This is a genomic window from Modestobacter sp. SYSU DS0657 (genome assembly GCF_054050925.1).
Map to the genome: position 1 here is coordinate 1 of NZ_JBJHAG010000045.1, position 15,065 is coordinate 15,065.

The window sequence follows — 15,065 nt, forward strand, 5'->3', positions numbered from 1 at the left end:
CCCCCCCCCCCCCCCCCCCCCCCCCCCCCCCCCCCCCCCCCCCCCCCCCCCCCCCCCCCCCCCCCCCCCCCCCCCCCCCCCCCCCCCCCCCCCCCCCCCCCCCCCCCCCCCCCCCCCCCCCCCGGGGCAACGGGGTGCGGGGCGGCACGCCACACGGCTGACACACGAGCCGGTCAGGATGCGTGCATGCGCACCGACGTGGCCTGCCGGCTCACCGTCTCCACCCCCGCCCCGGCGACGGCGCTGCTGCAGGTCGCGCTGGCCGCACCGGCCGGTGAGCTGCTCACCGTGGTCTGCGACGGGCGGCCGGTGGCCGTCGAGGAGATCGCCGTCCCCGGCGCGCGTGTGCACCGGCTGCAGCTGCCGGCCGGCGGGACGACGATCGCCTACACCGGGCACGTGACCGGGGACGGCCGGCCGCGGGAGGTGACCGCGGCCGACTGGGCGGAGTTCGTCCGCCCCAGCCGCTACTGCCCCTCGGACCAGCTGGAGGGCTACGCCGGCACCGAGTTCGACCGGTCGGCGCCCCGCGCCCAGCTGGTCGCCACCGTCGCCGCCTGGGTGCACGACCGGCTGGTGTACACCGCCGGCTCCAGCCGGCCGGTCGACACCGCGGTCGACACCCTGCTCCTCGGCAGGGGTGTGTGCCGGGACTACGCGCACCTGACCGTGACGCTGCTGCGGGCCCTGGAGGTGCCGGCCCGGCTGGTCGCCGTCTACGCCCCGGGACTGTCCCCGATGGACTTCCACGCCGTGGTCGAGGCCGACGTCGACGGCGTGTGGCAGACCGTCGACGCGACCCGGCTGGCGCCGACCTCGGCGCTGGTGCGGATCTGCTCCGGTCGCGACGCCGCCGACACCGCCTTCCTGTCGCTGTTCGGCGGGCAGGCCACCCTCGGCGCGATGACGGTGACCGCCACCGTCGACGGTGAGCTGCCCGCCCCCAGCGATGAGCCCTACGCGCTGGCCTGAGGCCCCCGGCCCGGTACGGACACCCCACCCGGCTGGCGGCGGCGCAGCTCCTCGGGCACCAGCTCGACCAGCTCCTCGGGCAGCAGCGGCAGGTCCAGCAGGGAGAGCTTAACCCGGCTGCGGTCGGCTGCGGCCCAGTCGTCCAGCCGCACCAGCAGCCCGGCGTCGGCGCGGGAGGAGACGTGCAGCTCGTCGCCCGGTGCGAGCCGGCCGCGGACCAGCCCGTCGACCTCCACCGCCGGGCGGCCGGCCGTTGCCGGCAGGCTCAGCACGAGCGGCTCGTGGGGGCCGAGGACGACGGTGCGGTCGATGCCGTTCAGCGGAGCCGACGGGGTGACCAGCACCCCCTGGGCCCCCGGGGACATCACCGGACCACCCGCGGCGAAGTTGTAGGCGGTCGAGCCCATCGGGGTGGCGATGATCACGGCGTCGCTCCGGTAGTGCCCGTACCGGCGGCCGGCCACCGAGAGCGTCGCGTCGACCATCCCATCCCCCGGTACCCGGGCGAGGACGACGTCGTTGAAGGCGACGGTCTCCCAGCCGGGTCCGTGGACCACCAGGCAGCTGCGCGACTCGATGGTCGAGCGCCCCTCGGCCATCGCGGTCAGGGCGGCCTCGAGCTCGCGGCCCTCCACCTCGGTGAGGAACCCCAGCCGCCCGAAGTTGACCCCGAGCACCGGCACCGGCCGGCCGACGACCAGCCGCATCGCGCCGAGCAGGGTGCCGTCGCCGCCGAGGGCGATGATCCCGTCGCAGGAGTCCGCGAGCTCGGCCGTCTCCACCGGGATCACCCCGGTCAGGCCCAGCCGGCTGACCTCCTCGGCCGCGGCGACCAGCTCGACGCCGTGGCTGCTCGTCCAGGCCGCCACCTGCGCCGCGGCAGCCGAGCAGTCGCGGTGGGGATGCAGGACCAGCCCGATGCGGCTGCCGTCGTGCACGCCGTCAGCCCCGCAGCGTCTCGAGCAGGCGCAGCCAGATCTCGCTGATCGTCGGGTACGACGGGACGGCGTGCCACAGCCGGCTGATCGGCACCTCCCCGACCACCGCGATCGTCGCCGAGTGCAGCAGCTCGGCCACGCCCTCGCCGACGAACGTCATGCCCAGCAGCACCTCCCGCTCGGTGTCCACCACCGCGATCGCCGTCCCGGAGTAGCCGTCGGCGAAGACGGCCGCGCCGGCCACGCTGCCGATCGGGTACTCGACCACCCGGTGCGGGAGCCCGGCGTCGGCCGCCTGCGCGGCGGTCAGCCCGACCGCGGCCACCTGCGGGGAGGTGAAGACGACGCTGGGCGTGGCCCGGCGGTCGGCGGTGGCCACGAACGGCGACCAGTCGGACAGGTCCACCTGCTCGCCGCGCGCCCGGGCGACGATCGCGGCGCCGGCCTGCCGGGCCTGGTACTTGCCCATGTGGGTGAGCTGGCCGCGCCCGTTGACGTCACCCACGCCGTACAGCCAGGGCAGGCCGGCGACCTGCAGGGCGTCGTCGACGTCCAGGTACTCCCCCGGGGTCAGCCCCACGGTGTCCACGCCGACGTCGTCGGTGTTGGCGGCGCGGCCGGTGGCGACCAGCACCTCGTCGCCGCGGAACTCCCCGGTCGAGCAGGCGAGCACCACCTCGTCTCCGTCGCGGCGGGCGGTGCGCACCTCGGTGCCCAGCCGGACGTCGACGCCGAGTTCGCGCAGGGAGTCCGCAACCGCCTCCCCGGCCGCCGGCTCCAGGTGCGGCAGCAGCCGCTCGCCGTGCTGGAGCAGCGTGACCTGGGAACCCAGCTGCTGCCAGGCGGTGGCCATCTCGCAGCCCACGTAGCCGCCGCCGACCACGAGCAGCCGGCCGGGCGCCTCCTTCGCGCTGGTCCCCTCGCGCGGGGTCCACGGCCGGACGTCGGCCAGCCCGTCGACCGGCGGGACGGCGGCCCGCGACCCGGTGCAGACCGCCACCGCGTGCCGGGCGGTGAGCACCAGCTCGTCCCCGCCGTCGGTAGTGACCACGACCCGCTTCTCCCCCGCCAGCCGGGCGTGCCCGCGGACCAGCGCGATGCCCGCGCCGTCGACCCACTCCGCCTGGGAGGCGTCGTCCCAGTGGCTGGTGAAGTCGTCGCGCCGGGCCAGGGTGGCCGCCACGTCCTGCTCGCCGGTGACCGCGGCCGCGGCGCCGGGCACCGCGCGGGCCTGGCCGAGCACCTCGCTGCCGCGCAGCAGGGTCTTGCTGGGCATGCACGCCCAGTAGGAGCACTCGCCGCCGACGAGCTCGGACTCGACGAGCACGGCGCTCAGGCCGCCGCGGACGACGATGTCGGCGACGTTCTCGCCGGTCGACCCGGCGCCGAGGACGACGACGTCGAAGGACTGCTCTGCATCGGTCACCCGGCCATCCTGGCGGTTGTGGTCGACTGGCCGCCATGCCGGTCGATGCGCAGGAGTTCGCCGCCGCCCTCCGCCAGTACGCCGCCGGGGTGGTCCTGCTGACGGTGCGCGACGACATCGACGACGTCGGGACGACGGTCACCTCGTTGATGAGCGTCTCGGCCGACCCGCCGCTGGTCGCGATCGGCCTGGCCACCGACGGCTACCCGGCCGAGGTGCTCCAGGCGGTGGGCTCGGCGGTCGTCAACGTCCTGGCGGCGCCGCAGGCGATCCTGGCCAGCCGGTTCGCCTCCGCCGGGCGGCCCAGCGCCCGGCACCTGCTGGAGTCGGTGCCCTGGCACCGAGCGCCGGTCAGCGACGCGATCGTGCTCGACGGCGCCCTGGCGGCGCTGGACTGCCGGGTGCACTCGGTGGTCGAGGCCGGTAGCCACGTCGTCGTCCTGCTGTCGGTGGAGGGGGTGCCGGTGCTCGGCGACGGCGACCCACTGGTGCGGCTGCGCGGCCGCTGGACCGACGGCGCCGGACGGCTCGCCGGCCGCCGGGAAGGCTCGTGACGGCCCCGTCCGGAGGCTCGCCCTGAGCGTGCGAAGGGTGAGAGGGACGGGGTCCTCTGTCACATCCGCGGCGTCGGCGGTGCTCTAGGGATGTGGACGTCGTCGGGCACGGTCGGGTCGCACCGCTCGCCGCGGTGCGCGCCGCGACCTCGAAGGGCACAGCACGCAGGAGGACCGCGGTGACGAGCGCGCGCGACGGCGTGCGCCCGGACCTCGAGCAGGTGTTCCGCGACGGCTACCCGCGGGTGGTCGCCGTGGCCGCCCGCGTCCTGGGCTCCCGCGACGAGGCCGAGGACATCGCCCAGGAGGTGTTCCTGGCGTTCAGCCGGTCCGCGGTGCCCGCCGCGGAGGCGCCGGGGTGGCTGTCGGTCGCCGCGGCGCACACCGCGCTGAACCTGATCCGGTCGGGCCGCCGCCGCTCGACCCGGGAGGCGGCCGTCGCCGACCGGGACGGCCTGGTCCCCGACGTCGCCGACACCGTCGTCGCCCGCGACGACTCCCGCCGGGTGCGCGCCGCCCTCGCCCGGCTGCCCCGCAACCAGGCGCTGGCCCTCGTGCTGCGCCACAGCGGCCTCAGCTACGCCGAGGTCGCGGCGGCCCTCGACCTCTCCCCCGGCAGCGTCGGCACCACCGTCCGACGCGCCGAGTCCGCCCTGCGCAAGGAGTTGACCCACGATGCGTCTGCGAACTGACCCCCACCCGACCGACGGCACGCTGCGCCGGCTGCTCGACGAGCCCGCCGGCGTTCCCGACGCCGACCGCGCCCACGTCGCCGGCTGCCCGGCCTGCCTGCAGCGGCTGGACACCGTCCGCACCGACGCCACCGCCGCCGCGACGGCCCTGGCGACCACCGACGCCACCCCGGACGTCGACCGCGCCTGGCTGCGGCTGCGGGCGGCGACCCGGCCGGCCGCGACCCCCTCCACCGCGGCCCGCACCACCGCACCGGCCCGCAGCTGGCGGACCCGGCTGCGCAGCCCCGTGGTCGCCGCGTTCGGCGTCGTCCTGGTCGTCGGGGGTGCGGGGGCCGCGGCCGCGGGCGACTGGGTGCAGGTGTTCCGCACCGAGGAGATCGCCCCGGTCGCGGTCACCCAGGCCGACCTGGTCGCGCTGCCCGACCTCTCCGGGTACGGCACGATGCGGCCGGTCGCCGAGCCGGACGTGCGTGAGGTCGCCGACGCCGCGACCGCCGAGGAGGCCACCGGCCTGACGGTGCCGCAGGTCGACGAGCTGCCGCGCGGCGTCACCGGTCAGCCCACGTACACCGTCGGCGACCAGCTGGTCGCCGAGTTCACCTTCTCCGCCGACCGGGCGGTGGCCGCCGCCGGTGAGCAGCTGCCCCCGGTGCCCGCCGGGCTCGACGGCAGCACGTTCCGGCTGACCGCCGGCCCGGGTGTCGCCGCGGTCTGGTCGGAGGCCCGCGGGCTGCCCGCCCTGGCGGTCGGCCGGGTGAACGCCCCGACGGCGGAGTCCAGCGGCGTCCCCTTCGACGTGGCCCGGGACTACCTGCTGTCGCTACCGGGGCTGCCGGACTCCCTCGCCGACCAGCTGCGCACCTTCACCGCCGACGGCACGACCCTCCCGCTGCCGGTGCCGGCCGAGCTGGCGACGACCTCCACCACGGAGGTCGACGGCGCCGAGGCGACCGTGCTGGCCTCCCGCGACGGCCTGCTGCACGGCGTCGTCTGGGTCGCCGACGGCGTCGTGACCGGCGTGGCCGGGACGATCAGCGAGGACGAGGTGCTCGACGTCGCCCGGGGGCTGCGCTGACCGCGCCCGGGGCCGGCCCCGCCACCGCCGAGGCGGTGGTGGCCGGCCTGCCGCCCTCGGCGGCGGTCTGGTGCTCGGGGCTGCGCAAGCGCTACGCCAAGCGCACCGCGGTCGACGGGGTCTCCTTCACCGTCGGCCGCGGCGAGGTGGTCGGCCTGCTCGGCCCCAACGGCGCAGGCAAGACCAGCGTGATCAAGATGCTGCTGGGCCTGGTCCGGCCCGACGCCGGCGAGGTGCTCCTGCTCGGCCGGCCGGGCAGCGACCCGCAGGCCCGGGCGGCGGTCGGCTACCTGCCCGAGCTCTTCCGGTACCAGCCGTGGCTGACGCCCACCGAGGTGCTCGCGCTGCACGTGCGGCTGGCCGGGGCCCGGGTGCCGGACGCCGAGCGCCGCGAGTGCCTGGCGCTGGTCGGCCTGGCCGACCGGGCCGGGGACCGGGTGGGCGGGTTCTCCAAGGGCATGCAGCAGCGGCTGGGGCTGGCGGTCGCGCTGGTGGCCCGCCCGGAGCTGGTGGTGCTCGACGAGCCCACCAGCGCGCTGGACCCGGTCGGCCGGGTCGATGTCCGGGACCTGGTGCTGGACCTCAAGTCGCGCGGGGTGGCGGTGCTGTTGAACTCGCACCTGATCGGGGAGGTCGAGCGGGTCTGCGACCGGGTGGTGGTGCTCAACCACGGCCGGGTCGCCGCCGCCGGCACGCTGGCCGAGCTGCTCGGCCAGCGGGAGCTGCGGCTGCACCTGGACGGCCTCACCCCCGCCGCCGAGGCGCGGCTCGCGTCGCTGGGGCGGGTGACCCGCGAGGGCGAGTGGCTGACCGTCACCCTGCCGGCCGACGACGACGGGACGGCGGTGCCCGACCTGGTCGCCGACCTGGTGGCCCTGCGGGCGCGGGTGCACGCGGTGGAGCCGGTGCGGATCAGCCTGGAGGAACGGCTGCTGGGCATCCTGCGCGAGGAGGACCGACCGTGATCGTGCTGACGCTGGCCGGGCTGACGCTGCGCGAGGCGTCGCGGCGCAAGGTGCTGCGCGCGCTGGCGCTGCTCACCGCGGCCCTGCTGCTGCTCAGCGGCTGGGGGTTCTCCCGGCTGGACGCCGAGCTCGGCACGCTCACCAGCGGCGAGGCGCGGCTGGTCTCCTCCCAGCTGCTCAACCTGGTGATGTTCGGGTTCAGCCTGATCGGCGCCCTCGGCACGGCGTTCCTCGCCGGACCGTCGCTGGCCGGGGAGGTCGAGTCGGGCACCGCGCTGGCCGTGTTGGCCCGCCCGGTCCGGCGCTGGCAGGTGCTGCTGGGCAAGTGGCTGGGCCTGGTCGCCTTCGGCGCCGGCTTCGTCGTGGTCGCCGGGCTCGCGCAGTTCCTCGTCGTCCAGCTGACCGTCGGCTACTGGCCCCCGCAGCCGGTCGTCGGCCTGCTGCTGCTCGCCCTGCAGACCACCGTGCTGCTGACCCTGGTGCTGCTGCTGGCCACCGCGATCTCCCCGATGGCCTCGGGCATCGTCGCGGTCGGCCTGTTCGGCTCCACCTGGGTGGCCGGCGTCGTCGGCGGGGTGGGTGAGGCGATAGGCAACGACGGCGTCGCCCGGGTGGGCAGCGTCTCCCGGATGCTGCTGCCCACCGACGGGCTGTGGCGGGGTGCGATGTACGCCTTCCAGGACCCGACGGCGCTGCGCGTCTTCGGCGAGGTCGGCTTCCCGTTCCTCGGCCAGGCCCCGCTGACCGCCACCTACCTGGGCTGGGTGGCCGTGTGGGTGCTGCTGGTGGGCGGGCTGGCGGTGCTCTCCTTCCGCCGCCGCGACGTCTAGGCCCGGCCCTCGTCGATCGCCAGAACGGCCATTCCGGCGGCGGGGACGTCGGCCGGGCGGAACCTGGGAAGCGCGGGCGTCACCGGGCGGGGCTAGCGTCGTCGCTGATGAGCACCGCCCTGCCCGCGCCGTCCGAGTCCGCCGTCCGCCGTGCGCTGACCCGAGCCGAGCGCGGCGTGACCCTCGACGCCACCGAGGCCGAGACCCTGCTGCACGCTCGCGGGCTGGGCGAGGGCGAGCCCCTCGACCGGCTGCTGACCGCCGCCGGCCGGGTGCGCGACGCCGGGCTGGCCTCGGCCGGCCGCCCCGGGGTGGTCACCTACAGCCGCAAGGTGTTCATCCCGCTCACCCACCTGTGCCGCGACCGCTGCCACTACTGCACGTTCGTGACGACGCCCGGCCAGCTGCGCGCCGAGGGCAAGGCGCCGTTCCTCTCCCCCGACGAGGTGCTCGACATCGCCCGTGCCGGTGCCGCGCTGGGCTGCAAGGAGGCGCTGTTCACCCTCGGCGACCGCCCGGAGGACCGCTGGCCGGTCGCCGCCGAGTGGCTGGAGGCCGCCGGCTTCGACTCCACGCTGGACTACCTGCGGGCGATGGCGATCCGGGTGCTGGAGGAGACCGGGCTGCTCCCCCACCTCAACCCGGGCGTGCTGAGCTGGGAGGAGATCCAGCGGCTCAAGCCGGTCGCCGCATCGATGGGCATGATGCTGGAGACGACGGCGACCCGGCTGTGGTCGGAGAAGGGCGGCCCGCACTTCGGCTCCCCCGACAAGGAGCCCGCCGTCCGGCTGCGGGTGCTGGAGGACGCCGGCCGCTCCGCCGTCCCGTTCACCACCGGCGTGCTGCTGGGCATCGGTGAGGACTACGCCGAGCGGGTCGACGCGATCGCCGCCATCCGGGCGTCGGCGCGCCGGCACCAGCACGTGCAGGAGGTGATCGTGCAGAACTTCCGGGCCAAGCCGCGCACCGCGATGGCCGCGCACGACGACCTCGGCCTGCAGGAGTACGTCGCCGCCGTCGCCGTCACCCGGCTGCTGCTCGGCCCGAAGGCATGCGTGCAGGCGCCGCCGAACCTCTCCGACTCCACCGAGCTGGCGCTGCTGCTGCGCGCCGGGGTCGACGACTGGGGCGGGGTCAGCCCGCTGACGCCCGACCACGTCAACCCCGAGCGGCCCTGGCCGAACATCGACAAGCTCGCCGAGCTGACCGCCGACGCCGGGTTCACCCTGCGCGAGCGGCTGGCCGCCCAGCCCGGGTACGTCACGCAGCCGGAGCCCTGGCTGGACCCGCGGGTGCGCCCGCACGTGTCCGCGCTCGCCGACCCCGACGGCCTGGCCGTCGAGGGGCGCATCCCGGCCGGGCTGCCGTGGCAGGAGCCGGACGAGGCGTGGACCGCCTCGGGCCGGGTCGACCTGCACGTCGAGGTCGACACGGTCGGGCGCACCGGTGACCGGCGCAGCGACTTCGACGCCGTCTACGGCGACTGGGCCGAGCTGCGGTCCCGGACCGAGAGCGCCCGCGACGGCTCCTCCACCGCGCTGGCCGCCGGGGACCCGGAGGTGCGGGCCGCGCTGCGGCACGCCGCGGCCGACCCGGCGGGGCTCTCCGATGCCGAGTACCTGGCGCTGCTCGGTGCCGACGGGGCCGACCTCGAGGCGCTGGCGGCGCTGGCCGACGCCGTCCGCCGGGACGTCAACGGCGACGACGTCACCTACGTGGTGAACCGGAACATCAACTTCACCAACGTCTGCTACACCGGCTGCCGGTTCTGCGCGTTCGCCCAGCGGCGCACCGACGCCGACGCCTTCACCCTGTCGATGCAGCAGGTCGGCGACCGGGTCGACGAGGCCTGGGCCGGCGGGGCGACCGAGATCTGCATGCAGGGTGGCATCCACCCCGACCTGCCCGGCACCGCCTACTTCGACCTGGCGCGGGAGGTGAAGGCCCGCCGGCCCGACATCCACCTGCACGCCTTCTCGCCGATGGAGGTGGTCAACGGCGCCGCCCGCACCGGGCTGAGCTTTCGCGACTTCCTCACCGCTGCTCGCGAAGCGGGCGTCGACAGCCTGCCGGGGACGGCGGCGGAGATCCTCGACGACGACGTCCGGTGGGTGCTCACCAAGGGCAAGCTGCCGGCCGCGACCTGGCTGGAAATCGTGCGCACCGCGCACGAGGTGGGCCTGCCGACGACGTCGACGATGATGTACGGCCACGTCGACACCCCCGCCCACTGGGTCGCGCACCTGCGCACCCTCAGCCGCCTGCAGGACGAGACGGGTGGTTTCCGGGAGTTCGTGCTGCTGCCGTTCGTGCACCACAACGCGCCGATCTACCTGGCCGGGGTGGCCCGCCCGGGGCCGACGAACCGGGAGAACCGGGCGGTGCACGCCGTCGCCCGGCTGCTGCTGCACGGCCGGATCGACAACATCCAGACCTCGTGGGTGAAGCTCGGCGACGTCGGCACCCAGGCGATGCTGAACGGGGGCGCCAACGACCTCGGCGGCACGCTGATGGAGGAGACGATCAGCCGGATGGCCGGCTCGGGCAACGGGTCGCTGAAGACGATCGCTGAGCTGGAGTCCATGGCCGCCGCGATCGGCCGGCCCGCCCGTCAGCGGACCACCGAGTACGGCACGCCGTCAGCCGAGCGGCTCGCCACCGCCCGCTCCGACGCCGGCCGCGCCGCGCTCACCCTCAAGCTGGTCTGAGCGTCGCGCCGGAGGTTCCGGGCGCGGCGGTCAGCGGGCCTCCGGCGGCCGGCACCACAGCGCCTCGAACATCTCGTCGGCGTCCACGACCAGCGTTCCCGCGGCGTGCGGCACGACGACCGTCTGCCCGTGCCGCACGGCCGTCCCCTCCCGGGTATCGGACCGCCGCAGCTCGCCCTGCCCGCCGGTGACCACCAGCACGCCGAAACCGGCCTCGAGCACGTCACGACCGGTGACGCGGTGCACCCGGAAGAAGTCCGCCGCCCGGTCGGGCAGCACCCACCCCCGGCCGGGGCGTCGCACGACCAGCTCGCCGATCCGCTCAGCGGGCCACGCGGTGCGGTCCATCGCCTGCAGGGCGAGGTCGAACCCGAGCCCGAGGTGGCCCTCCCGGTCGCCGTCGATGGCGAAGCCCCGCCACTCCAAGAGGATCGACAGGTCCTCCGGCTCCTGCACCTCGACGAGGAAGACCCCGGCGCCGATCGCGTGTGGCATCCCGGCGGGCACCAGGACGGCGTCTCCCGGGGCCACCTCGACCCGGTGCATCGCGGCGAGCAGCCCGTCGACGTCCTGCTCCTCCACCAGCCGGCGCAGCTGCTCCGCCGACAGCGGGCGGCGCAGGCCGAGGTGCACCGCGCCGCCCTGCAGGATCACCCACGCCTCGGTCTTGCCGTGGGCGCGCCCCAGGTGCTGAGCGGCGAACGGCCCGTCCGGGTGGATGTGCACCGGCAACCGCTGACCCGCATCGAGGAGCTTGGTCAGCAGCATGGTGTCGGCACCGAAGCGGGCGACGTGTCCCGCGCCCAGCCAGGCCTCGGGGTCGGTCGCCACCGCATCGCGCAGCAGCCGACCGTCGGGCAGCTGGGACAGGCCCAGCGAGCTCTCCCCGAACAGCGGCGTGGTCGCCGCCACCCAGTCCTCCGGGAGGTTCCCGCCGGTCCACGGGCGACCGCGGAACTCGGCGATCTGCCGGCCACCGGCGTAGAAGCGGTCGGCGGGCTGGTTGGCGTCCACCACGATCGGGACGAGCGTCATGCGGCTGCCTCGAGTCCAGAAGAGGGGGGTGCCGCGCAGCGGCGGCTCCGGTCAGGGTGCGGTCAGGATGCCGGGTCGCCGCGACGATCCGGTCGGCCACCCCGGGCCGCGACCCGCCGGGGGACCATGTAGTCGGTACAAGTTGTCCGGAGCTACATTCTCCAGACCCCGAGCGACTGTGTCCCGCGACACGGAGCAGAGCTCAGGGTGCACCACCAGTGCTCGTTCCAACGGAGGAGACAGCATGTTGGCCAGCTCACGGTTCCGGACGACGTCCACGGCCATCGCCCTGCTCGGCGCGCTCGCGCTGAGCGGTTGCAGCAACGGCGACGAAGCCGGCGGGGGCGGAGGCGGCGGGGGCGGTGAGGTGGAGCGCGTCGGCCTGATGCTCCAGGACATCTCCAACCCGTTCTTCGCCTCGATGCAGAACAGCATGGAGCAGGCCGCGCAGGAGCAGGGCTTCGACCTGAACGTGCAGGACGGGCGTCAGGACCTCGCCGCGCAGAACGACCAGATCGACGCCTTCATCCAGCAGGGCATGGACCTGATCCTCCTGAACGCCGTCGACAGCTCCGGGATCGCCTCCGCGGTCGCCCGGGCGCAGGCCGCCGGCATCCCCGTGGTCGCCGTCGACGTGGATGCCGAGGGCGCCGACGCCGCGGTCACCACGGACAACGTGGAGGCCGGTCGGCAGTCCTGTCAGGCACTGGTCGACGCCCTGGGCGGCCAGGGGAACATCTTCGTGATCGAGGGCACCCCCACCACGGCGCCGCAGGACCGGGTCAAGGGCTGCGAGGAGGTGCTCGCGGACAACCCGGACATCCAGGTGGTCGCCCGGCAGGCCGGGAACAACGACCGCGCCAGCGGCCTGTCCCTGACCACCGACATGCTCACGGCCAACCAGGACGTGCAGGGCATCTTCGCCATCAACGACCCTGAGGCGCTCGGCGCCGACCTCGCGGTCCAGCAGGCCGGACGCACCGGCGTGACGATCGTCGGCGTCGACGGCTCCCCCGAGGCCGTGAAGGCCCTGGAGGACCCGAACTCCAACTTCGTGGCCAGCGCCGCGCAGGACCCCGGTGGCATGGCGCTGGAGGCGCTCGAGGTCGGCAAGGACATCGTCGCCGGCAACCCGCCGGCCGAGCGCGTCACGCTGCTCGAGCCGACGCTGGTGACCAAGGACAACGTCAGCTCGTACGAAGGCTGGTGACCCACGGCCGGCTGGTGGGAGGACCTGTCATGAGTGACACCACGGCTCCGCTGCTCGAGGTCGAGGGCATCAGCAAGCGGTTCGGCGCGACCCTCGCCCTGTCGAACGTGAGCTTCGACGTCCGCCCCGGCGAGGTACACGCCCTCATGGGCGAGAACGGCGCCGGCAAGTCGACGCTGATGAAGATCATCTCGGGCAACTACCAGCCGGACACCGGCTCCATCCGGATCGCCGGTGCCCCGGTGGTCATGGCCTCGCCGCGCGATGCCATGGCCGCCGGGGTGGCGATCATCCACCAGGAGCTCAACACCATCCCCGAGATGACCGTGGCCGAGAACCTGGCCACGGGCAACGAGCCGCTGCGCTTCGGGATGCTGGACCGCAGGACGATGGTCACGCAGGCCCGGGAGAAGCTGGCCCGGGTCGGTGCCGACATCGACCCCAACCGGCGGATCGGCCAGCTCAGCGTCGGTATGCAGCAGATGGTCGAGATCGCCCGCGCCGTCGCCGAGGACGCCCGGGTGCTGGTGCTCGACGAGCCGACGGCCGCGCTCTCGCGCACCGAGAGCGAGCAGCTGTTCGCCCTCATCCGGTCCATGCGCGCGCGCGGTATGGGGCTGGTCTACATCAGCCACCGCATGGAGGAGGTCTGGGAACTCGCCGACCGGGTGACCGTGTTCCGCGACGGGCAGCTGATCGGCACCCGCGAGATGCGGACGACCGGCCCCGACCAGGTCGGCCCCGGCGACATCGTGCGGATGATGGTCGGTCGCGACATCGACGACCTGTACGTGCGCACCCCCCACCCGGCAGGTGACGTCCGGCTCTCCGTCCGCGAGCTGACCGGGGACGGGGGCATCGGACCGGTCAGCTTCGACGTGCGCGGCGGCCAGGTCGTGGGGATGGTCGGCCTGATCGGTGCCGGCCGGACGGAGGTGGCGCGCCTGATCTACGGCGCGGACCGCCGCACGGGGGGCACGGTCTTGTTGGACGGCGAGCCGCTGGAGGTGCGCAACCCCATCGACGGCATGCGGGCCGGCGTCGGTCTGCTGCCGGAGAGCCGCAAGGACCAGGCGCTGTTCCTCGACCTGTCGGTCAAGGACAACATCGGCATGTCCACGCTGGAGGACCACAGCCGCGCCGGCGTCGTCCGTGGGGGCTCGCTGCTCAAGGCCGTGCGCGGCGTCATGGACCAGCTGAAGGTGCGGTCCAACGCGCTGGGGCTGGAGTCGCGGGCGCTGTCCGGTGGCAACCAGCAGAAGCTGGTCCTGGGGCGGCTGCTGCTCCAGCGGCCCAAGCTGATGATCCTGGACGAACCCACCCGCGGGGTGGACATCGGCGCCAAGAGCGAGATCTACCGGTTGATCAACGACATCGCGGCGACCGGGACCGCAGTGCTGGTCATCTCCTCCGACCTGCCCGAGGCGCTCGGCATCAGCGACCAGCTGCTGGTCATGCGTGCCGGGCGGATCGTGGCGACCCTCGACGCCCGCGAGGCGACCGAGGAGAACGTCATGCAACACGCCACCGGCGTCTCCGCTGAGGACGCCTCCACGACCGAGAACGCTGGGACTGCCCGATGAACCCGAACACCGTGACGTCCCCGGACAACCCCATTCCCGACACCCGGGTCGCCCCCGAGACCGCACGGCGGGGATCGGTCATCGCCTACTGGTGGGACCGGGTCGGCATCTTCGCCGTGCTGCTGGTCCTCATCGCGCTCATGGCTGCGCTGGCGCCGAACTTCCTCTCGGTGGACAACGCCATCAACGTGGCGCGATCCGTGTCGATCAACGCGATCCTGGCCGCCGGGCTCACGGTGGTCATCCTGACGGCCGGGATCGACCTGTCGGTCGGCTCCATCCTGGCGGTGGCCGGGGTGGGCAGCGTCCTGCTCGCGGTCGAGGGGGTGCCCACACCACTGGCGCTGCTCGGCGGCATCCTGATCGGCGCGGTCTGCGGTGCCCTCAACGGCGCCTTCGTCGCCTGGCTGGCCCTGCCCGCGTTCATCGTGACCCTCGGGTCGATGACGTACCTGCGTGGCCTCGCCTACTCGCTCCTCGACGGCCAGCCGCTCGTCGCCAGCGACCTCGGGTTCCGCGGGATCGGCAACGGCAGCATCGCCGGCATCCCGCAGCCGGTGGTCGTGATGGTGGTGGTCTACGCGATCTTCTGGTTCCTGCTGGAGCGGACGCGGTTCGGCCGGCACGTCTACGCAGTCGGCGGGAACATGGAGGCCGCGCGGCTGGCCGGTATCAACGTCAAGCGGGTGCTGCTCTCGGCCTACATGCTCGCCGGCGCTGCCGCCGGCGTTGCCGGCCTGATCTTCTCCGCCCGCGTGCTGTCCGCCCAGCCGACGGCGGGTCAGGGCTACGAGCTGGACGCGATCGCCGCCGTCGTGCTCGGCGGGACGTCCCTGGCGGGCGGTCGAGGCCGGATCTTCGGCACGCTCGTCGGCGCCGTCATCATCGGCGTGCTGTCCAACGGGCTGATCCTCCTCGACGTGCCGTTCTTCTACCAGCTGATCATCAAGGGCGTCGTCATCATCATCGCCATCGCGCTGGACAGCCTGAAGCGCTTCTCCCGCGCCAGCGGCTGACCGCAGAGCACCGGCCGGGCTCTCGGGGAGGGGCGGCCCCCGCTCCTCCCCGAGAGCC

The 15,065-nt window shown here is 74.6% G+C and carries 13 protein-coding genes; 10 read left to right on the forward strand and 3 right to left on the reverse strand.

The window, feature by feature from the left end:
* Positions 1-186 precede the first annotated feature (186 nt).
* Positions 187-972, forward strand: coding sequence for a transglutaminase-like domain-containing protein (locus ACI79A_RS19145; protein ID WP_457085347.1), 786 nt, complete (start codon positions 187-189; stop codon positions 970-972).
* Here ACI79A_RS19145 and ACI79A_RS19150 read toward each other — a convergent pair.
* A complete protein-coding gene (locus ACI79A_RS19150) occupies positions 957-1,910 on the reverse strand; it encodes an NAD(+)/NADH kinase (protein ID WP_457085348.1) in 954 nt (317 codons plus the stop codon). The two genes, ACI79A_RS19145 and ACI79A_RS19150, sit on opposite strands and share 16 nt — an antisense overlap.
* Positions 1,911-1,914: 4 nt before the next feature.
* Positions 1,915-3,336, reverse strand: a complete 1,422-nt coding sequence (locus tag ACI79A_RS19155; protein ID WP_457085349.1) for a dihydrolipoyl dehydrogenase family protein — start codon at positions 3,334-3,336, stop codon at positions 1,915-1,917.
* A gap of 35 nt (positions 3,337-3,371) precedes the next feature.
* Here ACI79A_RS19155 and ACI79A_RS19160 point away from each other — a divergent pair, with 35 nt between their 5' ends.
* The 6 genes from ACI79A_RS19160 (at position 3,372) to ACI79A_RS19185 (ending at position 10,163) form a co-directional block, all read left to right on the forward strand.
* On the forward strand, positions 3,372-3,890 hold the full coding sequence (locus ACI79A_RS19160; RefSeq protein WP_457085350.1) for a flavin reductase family protein: 519 nt from the start codon (positions 3,372-3,374) through the stop codon (positions 3,888-3,890).
* Positions 3,891-4,069: 179 nt separating this feature from the next.
* Entirely contained in the window at positions 4,070-4,582 is a 513-nt protein-coding gene (locus tag ACI79A_RS19165) for a sigma-70 family RNA polymerase sigma factor (RefSeq protein WP_457085351.1), read from the forward strand.
* Entirely contained in the window at positions 4,566-5,660 is a 1,095-nt protein-coding gene (locus tag ACI79A_RS19170; protein WP_457085352.1) for a hypothetical protein, read from the forward strand. Before ACI79A_RS19165 ends, ACI79A_RS19170 begins: the two co-directional genes overlap by 17 nt.
* Positions 5,661-5,698: 38 nt before the next feature.
* The gene (locus ACI79A_RS19175) at positions 5,699-6,625 is read left to right on the forward strand and encodes an ABC transporter ATP-binding protein (protein ID WP_457085353.1); all 927 of its coding nucleotides are present in this window, start codon (positions 5,699-5,701) and stop codon (positions 6,623-6,625) included.
* Complete coding sequence (locus ACI79A_RS19180) at positions 6,622-7,455, forward strand: ABC transporter permease (RefSeq protein ID WP_457085354.1); 834 nt, start codon at positions 6,622-6,624, stop codon at positions 7,453-7,455. The genes ACI79A_RS19175 and ACI79A_RS19180 overlap by 4 nt, the downstream gene beginning before the upstream one ends.
* A 107-nt stretch (positions 7,456-7,562) precedes the next feature.
* Complete coding sequence (locus tag ACI79A_RS19185) at positions 7,563-10,163, forward strand: bifunctional FO biosynthesis protein CofGH (RefSeq protein WP_457085355.1); 2,601 nt, start codon at positions 7,563-7,565, stop codon at positions 10,161-10,163.
* A gap of 30 nt (positions 10,164-10,193) precedes the next feature.
* Here ACI79A_RS19185 and ACI79A_RS19190 read toward each other — a convergent pair whose 3' ends face one another.
* Complete coding sequence (locus ACI79A_RS19190) at positions 10,194-11,198, reverse strand: class I mannose-6-phosphate isomerase (protein ID WP_457085356.1); 1,005 nt, start codon at positions 11,196-11,198, stop codon at positions 10,194-10,196.
* A 244-nt stretch (positions 11,199-11,442) separates the two neighbouring features.
* Here ACI79A_RS19190 and ACI79A_RS19195 point away from each other — a divergent pair, with 244 nt between their 5' ends.
* Genes ACI79A_RS19195 through ACI79A_RS19205 form a run of 3 tightly spaced genes read left to right on the forward strand, consistent with a single transcriptional unit; the run spans position 11,443 to position 15,007 of the window.
* The gene (locus ACI79A_RS19195; protein ID WP_457085357.1) at positions 11,443-12,408 is read left to right on the forward strand and encodes an ABC transporter substrate-binding protein; all 966 of its coding nucleotides are present in this window, start codon (positions 11,443-11,445) and stop codon (positions 12,406-12,408) included.
* 29 nt (positions 12,409-12,437) lie between these two features.
* Positions 12,438-13,991 carry a sugar ABC transporter ATP-binding protein gene (locus ACI79A_RS19200; RefSeq protein ID WP_457085358.1) on the forward strand — a complete coding sequence of 518 codons (1,554 nt, stop codon included), beginning with the start codon at positions 12,438-12,440 and terminating at the stop codon, positions 13,989-13,991.
* A complete protein-coding gene (locus ACI79A_RS19205; RefSeq protein ID WP_457085359.1) occupies positions 13,988-15,007 on the forward strand; it encodes an ABC transporter permease subunit in 1,020 nt (339 codons plus the stop codon). The genes ACI79A_RS19200 and ACI79A_RS19205 overlap by 4 nt, the downstream gene beginning before the upstream one ends.
* Positions 15,008-15,065 lie beyond the last annotated feature (58 nt).